At 71.4% G+C, this 15,189-nt stretch carries 13 protein-coding genes; 8 read left to right on the top strand and 5 right to left on the bottom strand.

Translation table 11 applies throughout. The features are described from left to right. The first annotated feature begins 42 nt into the window (after positions 1-42). Genes ACIHAD_RS17905 through ACIHAD_RS17890 form a run of 4 tightly spaced genes read left to right on the top strand, consistent with a single transcriptional unit; the run spans position 43 to position 3,871 of the window. On the top strand, positions 43-1,134 hold the full coding sequence (locus tag ACIHAD_RS17905) for a sugar ABC transporter substrate-binding protein (RefSeq protein ID WP_397355583.1): 1,092 nt from the start codon (positions 43-45) through the stop codon (positions 1,132-1,134). Further along, complete coding sequence (locus ACIHAD_RS17900; protein WP_397355582.1) at positions 1,135-1,854, top strand: ATP-binding cassette domain-containing protein; 720 nt, start codon at positions 1,135-1,137, stop codon at positions 1,852-1,854. Next, positions 1,851-3,014 (top strand): sugar ABC transporter permease, encoded by a 1,164-nt coding sequence (locus ACIHAD_RS17895; RefSeq protein WP_397355581.1) that lies wholly within the window; start codon positions 1,851-1,853, stop codon positions 3,012-3,014. Before ACIHAD_RS17900 ends, ACIHAD_RS17895 begins: the two co-directional genes overlap by 4 nt. Then, on the top strand, positions 3,011-3,871 hold the full coding sequence (locus ACIHAD_RS17890; RefSeq protein ID WP_397355580.1) for an ROK family protein: 861 nt from the start codon (positions 3,011-3,013) through the stop codon (positions 3,869-3,871). Before ACIHAD_RS17895 ends, ACIHAD_RS17890 begins: the two co-directional genes overlap by 4 nt. 490 nt (positions 3,872-4,361) lie before the next feature. On the opposite strand, the gene serA is transcribed toward ACIHAD_RS17890, so the two are convergent. Next, positions 4,362-5,951 carry a phosphoglycerate dehydrogenase gene (gene serA, locus ACIHAD_RS17885; RefSeq protein WP_397355579.1) on the bottom strand — a complete coding sequence of 530 codons (1,590 nt, stop codon included), beginning with the start codon at positions 5,949-5,951 and terminating at the stop codon, positions 4,362-4,364. Positions 5,952-6,246: 295 nt separating this feature from the next. On the opposite strand from serA, the gene ACIHAD_RS17880 reads away from it, so the two are divergent. Together ACIHAD_RS17880 and ACIHAD_RS17875 are read left to right on the top strand one after the other, a co-directional pair. Further along, positions 6,247-7,071 carry a hypothetical protein gene (locus ACIHAD_RS17880; RefSeq protein ID WP_397355578.1) on the top strand — a complete coding sequence of 275 codons (825 nt, stop codon included), beginning with the start codon at positions 6,247-6,249 and terminating at the stop codon, positions 7,069-7,071. A 105-nt stretch (positions 7,072-7,176) separates the two neighbouring features. Then, complete coding sequence (locus ACIHAD_RS17875) at positions 7,177-8,538, top strand: MFS transporter (RefSeq protein ID WP_397355577.1); 1,362 nt, start codon at positions 7,177-7,179, stop codon at positions 8,536-8,538. Here ACIHAD_RS17875 and ACIHAD_RS17870 read toward each other — a convergent pair. Genes ACIHAD_RS17870 through ACIHAD_RS17860 form a run of 3 tightly spaced genes read right to left on the bottom strand, consistent with a single transcriptional unit; the run spans position 8,498 to position 12,245 of the window. Then, positions 8,498-11,059: an FtsX-like permease family protein gene (locus ACIHAD_RS17870; protein WP_397355576.1), complete on the bottom strand. Its 2,562-nt coding sequence runs from the start codon at positions 11,057-11,059 to the stop codon at positions 8,498-8,500. The genes ACIHAD_RS17875 and ACIHAD_RS17870 overlap by 41 nt on opposite strands. Continuing rightward, entirely contained in the window at positions 11,056-11,736 is a 681-nt protein-coding gene (locus ACIHAD_RS17865) for an ABC transporter ATP-binding protein (RefSeq protein ID WP_397355575.1), read from the bottom strand. Before ACIHAD_RS17865 ends, ACIHAD_RS17870 begins: the two co-directional genes overlap by 4 nt. Continuing rightward, on the bottom strand, positions 11,733-12,245 hold the full coding sequence (locus ACIHAD_RS17860) for a PadR family transcriptional regulator (RefSeq protein WP_397355574.1): 513 nt from the start codon (positions 12,243-12,245) through the stop codon (positions 11,733-11,735). The genes ACIHAD_RS17865 and ACIHAD_RS17860 overlap by 4 nt, the downstream gene beginning before the upstream one ends. A gap of 88 nt (positions 12,246-12,333) precedes the next feature. Here ACIHAD_RS17860 and ACIHAD_RS17855 point away from each other — a divergent pair, with 88 nt between their 5' ends. Beyond that, positions 12,334-12,885 (top strand): FHA domain-containing protein, encoded by a 552-nt coding sequence (locus ACIHAD_RS17855; RefSeq protein WP_397355573.1) that lies wholly within the window; start codon positions 12,334-12,336, stop codon positions 12,883-12,885. A 105-nt stretch (positions 12,886-12,990) separates the two neighbouring features. Next, a complete protein-coding gene (gene dacB / locus ACIHAD_RS17850) occupies positions 12,991-14,535 on the top strand; it encodes a D-alanyl-D-alanine carboxypeptidase/D-alanyl-D-alanine-endopeptidase (RefSeq protein WP_397355572.1) in 1,545 nt (514 codons plus the stop codon). Between the two features lie 209 nt (positions 14,536-14,744). Here dacB and ACIHAD_RS17845 read toward each other — a convergent pair whose 3' ends face one another. Further along, complete coding sequence (locus ACIHAD_RS17845) at positions 14,745-15,014, bottom strand: hypothetical protein (protein ID WP_352318980.1); 270 nt, start codon at positions 15,012-15,014, stop codon at positions 14,745-14,747. Positions 15,015-15,189 lie beyond the last annotated feature (175 nt).

The following is a 15,189-nucleotide window of genomic DNA, read 5'->3' as shown; positions in this document are numbered from 1 at the left end:
TTACCAAGCGGGGGCGGGCATCTTCTGAGAGGACGAAGTGCGATGCACCGAGCTTGGCGACTCATCCCCGCGGCGGCGGTCCTGCTGGCCGCCGCCTGCGGGAACAGCACCACCGGCACGACCACCACCACCCAGTCCACCGCGGCCCGGCAGGGCGGGACGATCGCCCTGTTCCTGCCCGAATCCAAAACCACCCGGTACGAGGCCTTCGACCGCCCTCTGTTCGAGGCCAAGGTCAAGGCGTTGTGCCCCGACTGCAAGGTGATCTACGGCAACGCCGAGCAGGACGCGGCCAAACAGCAGCAACAGGTCGAGGCCGCGCTGACCCAGGACGCCGACGTGCTCGTCCTGGACGCCGTGGACGCCAACGCGGTGGCGCCCCTGGTCAACCAGGCCAGGCAGAAGAAGGTCCCCGTGGTCGCCTACGACCGCCTGATCTCGGGGATCGACTACGCCTACTACGTCTCGTTCAACAACGTACGGGTGGGCGAGATGCAGGGCCAGGCGCTGCTCGACGCCATGAACGCCAGGGGCACCACGGCCAAGGGGCAGATCGTGATGCTCCACGGCTCACCCACCGACCCCAGCTCGGCCGACTACAAGAAGGGCGCCAAGAACGTCCTGGACGGCAAGGTGAGGGTCGGCAGGGAGTTCGACACCCCGGACTGGAGCCCCGACAAGGCCCAGCAGCAGATGGAGCAGGCGATCACCGCCATCGGCAGGGACGACATCGTCGGCGTGCTGTCGGCCAACGACGGCATGGCGGGCGGCGCGATCGCGGCCATGAAGCGCGCCGGCTACAAGGAACTGCCGCCCATCACCGGGCAGGACGCCGAACTGGCCGCCGTGCAGCGCATCCTCACCGGCGAGCAGTACATGACCATCTACCTGGACATCAGGACGGAGGCGGAGAAGGCCGCCGAGCTGGCCGTCGCCCTGACCAAGGGCGAGCAGCCCGCCGCCACCTCCAAGGTGAACAACGGCACCGCCGACATCCCGGCCTTCCTCCTCGACCCCATCGCGGTCACCGCCGACAAGATCAAGGACACCATCGTGAAGGACGGGTTCTACAAGGCCGACCAGATCTGCACGGCCGAGGTCAAGGCCGCCTGCGCGAAGGCGGGCATCGAGTAGATGATCGCGGCGACCGGGATCTCCAAACGGTACGGAGCGGTGCGGGCGCTCGACGGGGCAGGGCTGGACCTGCGTCCCGGCGAGGTCGTGGCGCTCATGGGCGACAACGGGGCGGGCAAGTCGACGCTGGTCAAGACCATCTCCGGCGCGGTCGTGCCGGACGAGGGCGAGATCACCGTGGACGGCGTGCCGGTGCGCGTCGCCACCCCGCACGACGCGCAGGCGCTCGGCATCTCGACCGTCTACCAGGATCTCGCGCTCTGCGAGAACCTCGACGTGGTGGCCAACCTGTTCCTCGGCGCCGAACGCCGCCGCTGGTCGGTGCTGCGCCACCTGAGCATGGAACGCGCGACCCGCGACCTGCTCGCCCAGCTCGACGTGCGCATCGGCGACATCAGGGTGCCGGTGTCGATGTTGTCGGGCGGGCAGCGGCAGTCGGTGGCCATCGCCAGGGCGCTGCTCGGCGAGCCCCGGCTGGTCATCCTGGACGAGCCGACCGCCGCGCTCGGCGTCGAGCAGACGGCGCAGGTGCTCGCGCTGATCCGGCGGTTGCGCGAGCGCGGGCTCGCGGTGCTGGTGATCTCGCACAACCTCGCCGACGTGCGCGAGGTGAGCGACCGGGTGGTGGTGCTGCGTCTCGGGCGCAACGCCGGTGAGTTCCGTACGGCCGAGGCCTCCCGCGAGGAGATCGTGGCCGCGATCACAGGAGCGGGCGAATGACGGCGATGCCGATCGCGGTGACCGGACGGCTGCGCCAGGGCGAGGTCGGCGCCTGGCCGGTGGTCGGCGGCCTGGTGGCGATCACGATCGTGTTCAGCACGCTCAACGAGCGTTTCCTGTCGCCCGAGAACCTCACCAACCTCGCCCTCCAGATGGCCGCCACGGGCACGATCGCGCTCGGCATCATCATGGTGCTGCTGCTCGGTGAGATCGACCTGTCGGCCGGCTCGGTCAGCGGCCTGTGCGCCACGATCATGACGATCGCGCATGTCAAGCAGGGCTGGAACGCCCTGCTCGCCATCCTGCTCGCGCTGGCCGCCGGCGCGGCGATCGGGCTGCTGCACGGGCTCATGCTGACCAAGCTGCGGATGCCGTCGTTCGTGGTCACGCTGGCCGGGCTGATGGGCTGGCTCGGGCTGCTGCTCTACCTGCTGCGCCAGGGCGGGACGATCAACCTGCCGTTCAACGGGTTCATCTCCGGGCTGAGCGACACGTGGCTGCCGGGCTGGCTGTCCTGGGCGCTGGTGATCGGGCTGGCGGGCGGTCACGCGGGGATCGCCACGCTGGCCAGGCGGGCGCGGCTGGCCGCCGGGCTGCCCGTGGCGCCGGCGTGGCAGGTCCCCGTGACGGCGGGCGGGCTGGCGGTCGTGCTCGGCGCGGCGGTGGCGGTCATGTCGGCCGACCGGGGCGTGCCGCTGCTGCTGGTGCTCTTCGGCGCGCTGGTCGTCCTGCTCGACCTGGTGCTGCGGCACACCACCTTCGGCCGCCACCTGTACGCCGTCGGCGGCAACGCCGAGGCCGCCAGGCGCGCGGGCATCAACGTGACCAGGATCAGGATCCTGGCGTTCGTGCTGGCCTCCACGCTGGCGGCGGCCGGCGGCGTGCTGGCGGCCAGCCGGCTGTCGGCGGTCAACCAGGGGTCGGGCGGGAGCGACATCCTGCTCATGGCCATCGCCACGGCGGTCATCGGCGGCACGTCGCTGTTCGGCGGCCGGGGCCGGGCCTACGCCGCGCTGCTCGGGGTGCTGGTCATCCAGTCGATCACCAACGGCATGTACCTGCTGAGCGTGGACTCCTCCGTCCGGTTCATGGTGACGGCCGGCGTGCTGGCCCTGGCGGTGGCGATCGACTCGCTGGCCCGCAGGGGCGCCGCGCGATGAGCCGGGTCCTGGGCATCGACGTGGGCGGGACGAAGGTCGCGATCGGGGTGTCGGGCTCCGACGGGCCGGTGGTCGCCGGTCGCACCCGGCTGGAGACCGGGCCTGACACGCTGGTCCGGGCCCTGGCCGCCGCCCGCGTCCTGGACGGGCGGCCGGCCGCGGTCGGCTTCTCCACCTGCGGGGTGATCAGGGACGGCGTGGTGCGCCTGGCCCCGAACGTCCCCGGCTGGGAGGGGCTGGAGCTGCCCAGGCTGCTGCGGGAGGAGTTCGGCGCCACACCGGTGGCCATCGACAACGACGTGAACGCGGCGGCGGCGGCCGAGCTGCGGTGGGGCGCGCTGCGCGGCGTCTCCACGGGCGTCTATCTCAATCTCGGCACCGGCCTGGCGGCGGCCCTGGTGGTCGGCGGCCGGGTGGTGGCCGGGGCGCACGGCGCGGCGGGCGAGATCGGCTACCTCCAGGTCACGCCGGGGCAGGCGGCCTTCGCCGACGGGCGGGTGCCGCTGGAGGAGCTGGTCTCCGGCGCTGGGCTGGCGGCCAGGGGCGGCGCGCTGCTCGGCCGTGCGACCACGGCGGAGGAGGTGCTCGCCGCGCGTTCCGGGCCGCTGGCGGAGCTGGTGGAGGAGACGCTGCGGGTGCTGACCATGACCGTGGCGAACCTGTGCGTCACGCTCGACCCCGAGCGGCTGGTCGTGGGCGGCGGCATGATGGGCGCGGCCGGGCTGATCGTGCCCAGGCTGGCCGGGGAGGTGCGGCGCGCCGTGCCGTTCCCGCCGGAGATCCGGCCCGGCCGGTTCACGGACGACGCGCCGCTGCTCGGCGCGCTAGCCCTGGCCCACGCCGCGGCGCGGGCCTGAGGACGGGCGCTACCGGGCCGAGTTCTGGGGGGCGCCGCCGTTGTCCCTGCGGTCCAGGGCGGTCTGCAGGGCCTCGGCAGCCTCGTTCTCGTTCTCTTCGGTACGGTTCCAGGCATACATCTCGTACATGTCGCTCATCTCGTTTCGCGGGCGCGTTCCAGAAAAAGGGGCGTCGGACCCCGGTCGCGAATCCGACCGGGCCTGCTCTCGCGGGTCCGGGTCACGGACCGGACGAGGGGAAGGGACTGACCGGCCGACGGCGTCACCACTCACCGCGGCGGGTCGTCGACCTGCCCTAACAGGCCCCGCCGCGGCAGGTAATGAGTACGAGCACCTGGCGCATCTCCATCAACGGTACCCGGCGGCAGTTTCGCTGTCTCGTTGGATGTCCTACTATCTCGCATTCTGAGACAAGAAAAGGCCGCCACCCGGAACGGTCCAGGTGACGGCCTTCCCCCAGATCTGAGGGTCAGTCCTCCGGCTGCGAGGGTCAGTCCTCCAGGTCGACCGAACGGCCGCTCTCGGCGCCGATCTCGGCCGCGATCTGGTCGATCATGGCGGCCGGGATGGCCGAGTCGACGGTCAGCGCGATCAGCGCCTTGCCGCCCTTGACGTCACGGGCCACCTGCATCGAGGCGATGTTGACGCCGGCCTCGCCGAGCAGCCGGCCGACCACGCCCACGATGCCCGGACGGTCGGTGTAGGTGAAGAACGACAGGTGGGCCGTCGGCTCGATCTCCATCTCGTAGCCGTTGACCTCGACGATCTTCGTGATCTGCCGGGGGCCGGACAGCGTGCCGGAGACCGAGACGTGCCGGCCGTCGGCGAGCACGCCGCGCAGGGTCACCACGTTGCGCCAGTCGGGGCTCTCGGAACTGGTCACCAGCTCCACGCTGATGCCCCGCTCCTTGGCCAGCAGCGGCGCGTTGACGTACGTGACCTGCTCCTCGATCACGTCGGCGAACACGCCCTTGAGCGCGGCCAGCTCGATGACCCGCACGTCCTGGGAGGCGATCTCGCCGCGGACCTCGACGTCGAGCTTGGTGGCCACCTCGCCCGCGAGGGCGGTGAAGACCCGGCCCAGCTTCTCGGCCAGCGGCAGGCCCGGCTTGACGTCCTCGGCCACCGCGCCGCCCTGGACGTTGACCGCGTCGGGCACGAACTCGCCCGCCAGCGCCAGCTTCACGCTCCGCGCGACCTGCGTGCCGGCCTTCTCCTGGGCCTCGTGCGTGGAGGCGCCGAGGTGCGGCGTGGCGACGACCTGGTCCAGCTCGAACAGGGGGCTGTCGGTGCACGGCTCCTTGGCGAACACGTCGAGGCCGGCGCCAGCGACGCGGCCCTCCTTGATCGCCGAGTAGAGCGCGGCCTCGTCCACGATGCCGCCGCGGGCCACGTTGATGATCCGTACGGACGGCTTGACCTCGTGCAGCTCCTTGTCGCCGATGAGCCCGAGGGTCTCCTTCGACTTCGGCAGGTGCACGGTGATGAAGTCGGCCTGCTTGAGCACCTCTTCGAGGCTGAGCAGCTTGACGCCCATCTGCGCGGCGCGGGCCGGCGGCAGGTAGGGGTCGTAGGCGATCAGCTCGACGCCGAACGGCTGGAGCCGCTGGGCCACGAGCTGGCCGATCTTGCCGAGGCCGAGGATGCCGACGACCTTCTCGTCCAGCTCGACGCCGGTGTACTTGGAGCGCTTCCACTCCCCGTTCTTCAGCGCGGCGTGGGCCTGGGCGGTGTTGCGGGCGCTGGCCAGGATGAGCGCGATGGTCTGCTCGGCGGCGCTGGTGATGTTGGAGGTCGGCGCGTTGACGACCATGACACCGGCCTTGGTGGCGGCTTCGACGTCGACGTTGTCGAGACCGACGCCGGCGCGGGCGACCACGCGCAGCTTCGGCGCGGCGGCGATGGCCTCGGCGTCGACCTGCGTGGCGGAGCGCACGATCAGGGCGTCCACGTCGGCGAGGGCGGGCAGAAGCTGGGAACGGTCCGCTCCGTCGGTGTGGCGGACCTCGAAATCGGCGCCGAGCACGGCGAGGCCGGCCTCGGACAGCTCCTCTGCGACCAGAACGACGGGCTTGTTCACAGGCGTGGATCCTTAGGGGCATGCGGCGGGCTGGAGGGACACGTCGATGGGTCCCTCGGATCCCTCTGAGTCTATCCGCGCTTGTGAACGCGTTCACGAGGGACCCACGATTTGAGACGGCCGACCGGCGTCGCGGGCCCCTGGAGACGGCTCCGAGTACCCCCGCGACACAAAGTCATCCACTCTGCACTCATCTTTGTCTTGATCGGGAGATTTATTCGCCATTAGCCTGATAAGCCGTGGCCGACTACCTATGGTTCGTCATATGAGCATCGGGAACCCTGCGCTTGCCGACGTGCTCGCACAGCATGGCATGCCCCATCGCCTGCTGGCGGCCCTCGCCGACGGTGGAGTCCTGGTGGCAGTGCGACCAGATCGATCGGTCGTCCTCGGGACGACCCAGGCGGGTGACCGGGTTCTGCTCGGGTACACCAGCCCTACGACCTACGCCAGGCACCGCGGCAGCCATTCCCTCACGGCGTGCGACGCCGGCACCATCCTGGACATCCAGCGCGTCACGGGCGTGCGGGAGATCGTGATCGACGCCGCGGGTCCCGCAGCCGCGGCCGTGCCCATCGACGATCTCCAGCGCTTCCTCACCGGCACGCGCTCGGGGCCCACACCCGTGTTGTCGGGGGCGGTGCCCGCCGCCTACGCGACCGGCGCGATGGCCACCGTCTCGCGGGTGCCCGCGCTGGCGCAGGTGCCCCCGCCGGCCCCGCAGGCGCCCGCGCTGCCGTGGGTCCCCGCGCCCCGGCCCCACCTGTCGGGGCCGATGCAGCAGGTGGACCCCGGCTACCGCCGGTGCACGCACCCGATCCTGCCGGCGCTGCGGCAGGCCATCGCGCAACTGCTGGCCGACTTCCCGCTCGTGCACCACGTGTGGATCTCCGAGGCCGGCACCGCGTCCGGGGCGACCGGGATCATGCTGCACGTGAAGGTGCACATGTCGGCCGCCGAGGACGTCGTCCGCGACCTGCACCGCCTGGTACGCGCCCGCCTGCCGCAGTTCGCGGCCAGCGGCGCGCCGATCCTCATGGCCAGGGTCGCCGACGCGCGCAGCGAGCGCCGGATGATCGAGATCGGCGCGCACGTGGTCTGCGCCGACGTACGGGAGTAACCGTGGCGAGGGCCCGGGGAACCGGGCCCTCGAACGCGGGCGTTCGCGGCCGACCGGGAAAACTGGGCCCTACCGAACAAGCTCTCGCTCGGCTTGAATATGTCCATGATCACAACGCCGGTGAGCGCGCCCACGGTTTCCAGGGGCGTGCGCCTCGGCTACGGCGTGGGCTCCTTCTGCACGGCCACGGTCAGCGCCGTGCCGGGCCTGCTCCTGCTGTACTACATGACCAACTTCCTGGCGGTGCCCGCGTGGCTGGCCGGCGTGGTGGTCACCGCGCCCAAGGTCTGGGACCTGATCATCAACCCGCTGGTCGGCCGGTGGTCGGACCGGACCGTCTCGCGGATGGGGCCGCGCCGCCCCTGGCTGCTGGCCGGATCGCTGACGTTGCCCGTCGCGTTCTTCCTGGTCTTCGCCGGGCCGCCGCTGACCGGGGTCCCGGCCGCCCTGTACGTCGGGCTGTGCTTCATGGCCACGGCCACGGCGTACGCGCTGTACGAGGTGCCGTACAAGGCCATGCCCGGCGAGATGACCGACGACTACCACGAGCGCACCTCGCTGTTGCAGTGGCGGATGGTCTTCATCGGCGCGGCCACCGCGATCAGCGGCGTGCTGGCCCCGATGATCGCCACCGGCCAGGGCGAGGAGGGCACGCTCGGCAGCTACCGGCTGATGGGCCTGACGATCGCCCTCATCCTGCTGGCCTCGATGCTCGCTTCCTTCTTCGGCACCGCCCGCGCCCCCATGACCGGCGCGCCGGAGGCCGACCACGGCGGGTGGCGCGAGCAGTTCGCGGCGATCAGGGGCAACCGGGCGTTCCTGTGGCTGACCGTCATGGCCTGCCTGCAGATGCTGGCCGTCAGCATGATGCTGGCCGCGGCGCCGTACTTCGCGTCGTACACGCTGGGGTCGCCGAAGAGCACGCAGACGCTCTTCGCCGCGCTGGTCGGGCCGATGCTGCTGACCATGCCGCTGTGGGTGTGGCTGGCCCGGCGCTTCGACAAGCGCGGCGCGATGATCCTGGCCGCGCTGCTGTTCGGCGGGGGCACGGCGGCGGCCATGGCGACCCCGCTGTTCGGCCCCCTGTACGCCCACCTGACCATCCTGCTGGTCGGCGTCGGGATCGCCGGGGTCGAGCTCATGCTGTTCTCGATGCTGGCCGACGTGGTCGCCACGGACGCGTCGGAGTCGGGCAAGCGGCGGGCGGGCGTGCTGACCGGGCTGTGGACGGCCATCGAGAGCGGCGTCAGCTCGTTCGGCGCGCTGATTTTCGGGGTCATCCTGTCGATCGGCGGCTTCGTCGAGTCCGACGCGAGCAGGCCCGTCCAGCAACCGGACAGCGCCGTGACCGCGGTCCTCATCGGGCAGACCGCGGTCCCGGCGCTGATCATCTTCCTGTCCGTGCTGGTGACGCTGCGGTACCGGCTCAGGCCACCCGACGGGCCAGCACCAGGCGCGTCCGGGTGAACAGCCCGGCCACCAGGGCCGCGACCAGCGGCAGGCCCAGCACGAGCGCGGCCAGGAACAGCCAGGGGACGTCGATCACGGCGGGACCGTCCAGGAAGTCACGCGAGCGGCCGCCGCCGTACCTGGTCAGCGGCCAGGTCACCGCCACCCCTGCGACGGATCCGGCCGGCAGGCCCACCGCGGCGCCGAGTCCCGCGATGTAGGCGGCCTGGGCGGCCACCACCAGCCTGCGCACCCGGGGCGCCGCGCCGACCGCCGACAGGTTGTTCAGGTCGGGACGCATGTCGGCCGCCGCCAGCCCCGTGGCCGCGAACGTGCCTCCGAGGACGAGGACCAGCGCAGCACCGAGCAGGATCATGAGGACGAAGGCGCGCTCCTCCGCGTTCCCCCGCTCGGCGTAGAGGAACAGGTTGCCGTCCACCTCGCCCCGCAGGTCGGCCTCCATGCGCCGTTCGTCCTGCGGCGGGGACGCGGTGTAGAGCAGCCGCTCGACCGCGCCGAACCCGGCCTCGGCCAGCGCCTGCGGCGGGATCATGGCGCCCGCCTGACGGGGGTCGGCGCCGGTGGAGACCACGGCCGGGATCCGGATCGTCCTGGTGGTCGTGCGCGTGTCCCCCTCCTGGCGGTCGACGGTCACCTCGATCATGCCGTCGCGCACCACGTCCGAGCTGAAGGCCACGGCCTTGCCCGCCGCCAGCGCGGCGGCCGCCTGCGGGTCCCGGCGCTTCTGGAGGAAGGCGAGCAGGTCCGCGCCGCCGATCGGGGGGCGGTCGTAGACCCGCTGCGGGCACGCCGGCCCGCACATCCTGTTCACGGTCAGCCACAACGTCCTGCCCTTGGCGTCCGCCACCTCATGTCCGGCGACGATCTCCGTGCCGGGGAAGCGGACGCGGACGGCCTCCTTCAGCCGGGCCCACGTCTGCCCGTCCATCTCCGTGGCCCCGCCGATCACCGTGGTGCCCAGCGGGAACACCGTGATGTTGGCCTCCTCCCGGTGGGTGTACGCGGTGCTGCTGCCGATGCCGAGCGCGACCGCCCCCATGGTCGCCGCCATGACGGCGGCCGCGGCGGAGGCCGTACGGACGCGGTGGCGCGCGGCGTCGCGCACGGACAGGCGCAGCGGGAGCGGCAGCCGGGCGGCGATCCGCGAGCCGGCCTGGACCAGCCACGGCATCAACGCGACCATGCCGAGCACGAACGGCACGAAGGCCGCCGTCATCGACACCACGCCCCTGGTCATGGCGTAGCCGGTCGCCCCCAGCCCGACCACCAGCAGCACGATCCCGAGCACGGGACGCCGGGCCCGCCCCCGGACCTCCGCGGCCCGACCGGCCAGCACCAGCGCGGTGTTCTGCCGGCTCGCCTGCACCGCGGGCACGATCGCCGCGACCAGCCCGCTGAGCAGGCCCAGCGCCGCCACGCCGAGCACCGGCAGCCACGGCACGTCCGCCGGCCCTTGCGTCCAGTTCAGTTCCCTGGCCGCGATCGACTCGACCAGCAGGCCGGGGCCGATGCCCAGGACCACCCCGAGCACGGCCGCCGCGCCGCCGAGCACCAGGCCGTCGGCCAGCACGATCATGCGCAGGTGCCGCGCCGACCCGCCCTGCGCGGAGATCACCGCCAGCTCCCTGCGCCGCCGCCGCAACCCCACGGCGAACGCCGGACCGGCCAGCAGCACGGTCTCCATGATGACGAGCACGATCGCGACGACGAGCACGACCAGATCCTTCGCCCTTCCCGGGCCGTCGAAGCGCGGGTCGTCCCCCGTGTGGGCGTCGAGCAGCGCGCGGGAGGTGACGCCCAGACCCGCCCGGTTGAGCTGCTGCACCTTCGACCCCATGACGGGCGTGGCGGTGTCGGCCAGCCAGCCGCTGCTGTTGCCGTCGTTCTGGTGCGGGAGCAGGCCCTCCGGCAGGGCGGTCAGCTCAAGGATGCCGGGCCGGATGGGGTTGTCGAAGACGCCGACCACCTTCACGGTGCGCTCCGGCCGCCGCGTGACGAGCGTGTCGCCCACCCGGACGCCGCTGTCGGCCAGCTTCGACGAGATCGCCACCTCGCCGGGCGCGGCGGCGTACCGGCCCTGCTTCAGGGGGCGCATCCCGGCCGTCATGGGGTCGCGCAGATCGACCTCCAGGACGTCCGCCAGGTTGAAGCCGTCGGGCAGCCGGGTGGTGACCACGCTCTCCTGGTAGCGCAGCAGGCGACCGGGGAGCAGCGTGTTGATCTCGGCGACCGTCCACGGGCGCATCGGGCCGGTGCTCTGGCTCTGGTACGCGGAGAAACCGTCGTAGTTCTGCTTCACCGGCAGGCGGAACGGGAAGGTGCTGATCCGCGCGTCGGCCGCCCCGATCTCCAACACGGCCTTCTCCTGCGGGGTGACGCCGGTCGTGGCGGCGCCGGTGAGCACCGCCGTGATCACCAGGACGGGCAGGCCGATCATCACCATGATCAGCGCGGTACGGCCCTTGGCCCGCAGCGCGCTCCGCCTGGAGATGCGCAGGGCGGCGAGGAAGGCGCTCATCGCGAGCTCTCCAGCCGCACCGCCGACGCCTCCGCGATCAGGCCGTCCCGCAGGTAGACCACCCGGTCGGCCCACGCCGCGTAGCGCGGCTCGTGGGTGACCAGCAGTACCGCCGCGCCCTCGTCGCAGCGGTTGCGCAGCAGGTTCAGGATCTCGTCTCCGGTGGCCGTGTCGAGCGCGCCGGTCGGCTCGTCGGCCAGCAGCAGCCGCCGTTCGCCGACCAGCGCTCTGGCGATGGCCACGCGCTGGCGCTGACCGCCGGACAGCTCCTCGGGGAACCGGTCGGCGATCTGGTCGACGCCCACGTCGGCCAGGACGGCCAGCGCCTCCCGGCGGGCCTGGCCGGCGCGGATGCCGCCCAGTTCCCTGGGCAACATCACGTTCTCGGCCGCCGTCAGGGACGGGATCAGGTTGAGGTCCTGGAAGACGTACCCGACGCTGCCGCGTCGCAGCGCGGCCAGGTCGCGGACCTCGGCCAGGTCGTGGCCCTCGATCCGGACCGTGCCCGACGTGGGCCGGTCGAGGCCGCCGGCCAGGTTGAGCAGGGTCGATTTGCCCGAGCCCGACGGGCCCATGACCGCGACGAGCTCCCCCTGCCCCACCTCCAGGCTGACGCCGCGCAGGGCGTGCACCTGGCCGTGCTCGCGGGTAACGTCCCGCAGCTCCACCACAGTCATTGGTTCTTCTCCTTGGCAACGGCCTCGCAGTGGTCGAGCCAGCGTTGCTCGGCCTCGACCTTGAAGATCATCGATTCCAGGACGAGCCGCTGGGCGAGACCGTCCCCGGCGGTCCTCTTGGCCCTGGTCAGGTCCTGGAGTGTGCGCATGCTCGCCATCCGTTGCGCCTGGATGACCTCGCCGACGTCCACGTCGGTGGCGGCGACGGCCATCGCGATCTTGATGACGAGCTCGTCCCGAGGCCGGTCGGAGTGGTCGACGGGGGTGCTGAACCATCGTTCCAGCTCCTCCCGACCGGCCTCGGTGATCGTGTAGACGGCTCTGCCCTGCTCGTCGGCGCCGCCGGGCGCCACCAGGCCGTCACGTTCCAGGCGGGAGAGCGTCGTGTAGACCTGGCCGATGTTGAGCGGCCAGGTCGCCCCCGTAGACGCCTCGAACTCCACCCGGAGCTGATAGCCGTAGCGCGGCGCGCTGCTCAGCAGAGCGAGCAGTCCGTGTCTGATCGACATGGATACTGAGTATGCATACTGAGTATGGCGATCGCAACCGATCCGCGTATTCTGGACACGGCACGCCGTTCAGGCCGATACTCGGGAGATGAGCTCCACGCAACCGCCGTTCCGCGCCTCCGACGGGGAACGCGACCGTGCGATCGACGAGCTCAAGCACCGGGCCGTGGAGGGCCGGATCTCCCACGACACCTTCGTCGGCCGGGTCGACCAGGTGCTGCGGGCACGCAACCAGCACGAGCTCGACGAGCTGGTCGCCGACCTGCCGCGGCGGCCCACGATCCGGCAGCGGCTGACGGACGCGGTCTCGTCGGTGTCGGAGTTCACCACGCGGCTCCAGTCGGCCTGGCGGCGGCCACGACTCCCCCGGCTGGCCCTGCCGGACGACGACCGGCTGCGTTACGTCGTGGGCCGGGGCTCGGCCTGCGACCTCGTCCTGTCGGACCTGACGGTGTCGCGCGTGCACGCCGAGCTGCGGCGGGAGGGCGACGGCGGCTGGATGCTGGTCGATCTCGGCTCGCTCAACGGCACCCGGCTCAACGGGTGGCGGCTGGTGGGGCCCGCCCGGGTGAAGTCGGGCGACGAGATCTCCTTCGGCGACTGCGGCTTCCTGCTCGCCTCGGACCACCCGTCCTCCTGACCCCGCGCCGCCGCAGCCCGCTCCAGAAATACGGATATTTGCGGATTACACGGCGACCACGCTGATTCATGCTCACATGCGATCCCCCAGTCCCTTGGAGACCACATGCGGCGCACCTCAGCCTCCCTCCTCGCGGGCACGCTCGTCGCGGCACTCGCGTGGGCGTCCGGCCCTTCCACACCGGCGGTCGCCCTCGACCCCTCGCCCGGCGTGGCCGACCTGACCCAGGACATCAACCAGATCCTCGGCGACTCCCGGCTCACGATCGCCAGAGCGGGCGTCGTCGTGAAGAGCGCCGCGAACGGCGAGCAGCTCTACGCCACCGACGCCGGCAAGCTCCTGACCCCCGCGTCCAACACCAAGCTGTTCACCTCGGCCGCGGCCGTGGAGACGCTCGGCCTGGACTACCGCTTCCCGACCACCGTGCTGAACGCCGGCCGCAAGGTCGGCTCGGTGCTCACCGGCGACCTCGTGCTGCGCGGCACCGGAGACCCGACCATGCTCGCCGAGGACTACGACGCGCTGGCGGCCAAGGTCGCCGCGGCCGGCGTCAAGGTCGTGACGGGCAAGCTGATCGCCGACGACACCTGGTTCGACGGCCAGCGGCTCGGCACCGACTGGGCGTGGGACGACGAGACCGCCTACTACGCGGCGCCGATCTCCGCGCTGACCGCCTCCCCCGACCGCGACTACGACGCCGGCTCGGTGATCGTCTCGGTGGCGGCCGACGGCGGCCAGGTCAAGGTCTCGACGACCCCGGAGACCGACTACCTGAAGATCGTCAACAAGGCCACCGTGGGCGCCGAGACCGACGTGCTCATCGAGCGGCAGCACGCCTCCCGGACGGTCGTGATCACCGGCACGGTCGCGGACCCGTACCAGGAGTGGGTGGCGGTGGACGACCCCACGGCGTACGTGTCCTCGCTGTTCCGCAAGGCGCTGGCCGCGCACGGCGTACGGGTGCTCGGGCCGACGACGACGGCTGCGGCCCCCGCCGGGGCGGCCGAACTGGCCAGGCACGACTCGATGACGCTGGGCGAGCTGCTGGTGCCGTTCCTGAAGCTGAGCAACAACATGCACGCCGAGATCCTCACCAAGGCCATGGGCCGCAAGGCCGCGAACCAGGGCACCTGGTCGGCCGGCCTGAAGGTCGCCACGGACTTCGCCAAGGCCAACGGCGTCCAGGTGATCAACATGCGGGACGGCTCGGGGCTGTCGCGCCGGGACGGCTTCTCGCCGGACTCGATCGTGCGGCTCCTGACCGCCGTACGGGCCAAGCCGTGGTTCGGCACCTGGTACGAGGCCCTGCCCATCGCCGGCAACTCCGACCGCTTCACCGGCGGCACGCTGCGCAGCCGGATGCGGAACACCCCCGCGGCGAACAACGTGCACGCCAAGACGGGCTCGCTGACCGGCGTGACCTCGCTTTCCGGCTACGTGACCAGCGCCGAGGGCGAACCGCTGGTCTTCTCGATCATGCTGAACCAGTTCCTGTCCGGCTCGCTGAAGGACATCGAGGACAAGATCGCCGTACGGCTCGCGCAGTTCTCGCGGACGACGGCGACCGACGTCACCGCCCAGCTCAAGGCCGCCGACCAGGGCGCGGCGGGCGACCTGGAGTGCTCGTGGCTGAAGCCGGCCCAGTGCTAGCGGACCGCTAGACGACCCGGCGGCCTCCGGACGCGCGAGAGGCCGCGCCGCACGTCCCCCGCACACAGGACCGCGGCCGGGCCCGCCCCCCTCGCCCGGGGACGGGCCGCCGGACCCGTCACGGGCCCTGCCGCGTCACGGCACGACAAAGGGGCCTGCCCCGATGGGCAGGCCCCTTAGACACGCAGTTCAGTCGCTGAGGAATGACGTCAGCTGACGGCGCACTTCGTGTCTTTGCTCTTGATGCCGAGGATCTGGCTCAGGATGTCGCCGGTCTCGAGGACGAGCACACCGCTGGTGCTGTTGTCGACCTCGCCACGGGCGAAGATGTTCTCGTCACCGCAGACGAAGAGAACCCGGCCCGGGTCCTCGTCGGAGTGAGGGACGAAGGCCATGTGAGGGGTCGCCGCTAGAGCCGAGCCGCCGACCATGACCATCCCGCCGACGAGCCCGGCCAGGATGAGCCCTTGTCTGAACATATCGATTCTCCTTGATACCTATCGACTACTCTCCGTAGCTATCGGGAGGAGATTTGCCCTAGGCCCTCTTTCAACAAACGCCAGTATTTCTGTCTTTACCAGCGCAAAAACGCGGCGTGGGAGAAGGGGTGACACAGCTCGCCGTTCTTGACCGACCGGTGTACGCGGCAGAGGA

Origin of the sequence: Nonomuraea sp. NPDC052265 (assembly GCF_044547985.1) — a bacterium.
Taxonomy (GTDB): Bacteria; Actinomycetota; Actinomycetes; order Streptosporangiales; family Streptosporangiaceae; genus Nonomuraea.
Note: the sequence above shows the minus strand (reverse complement) of the source record. Positions and strands in the feature narration are given on the sequence as shown.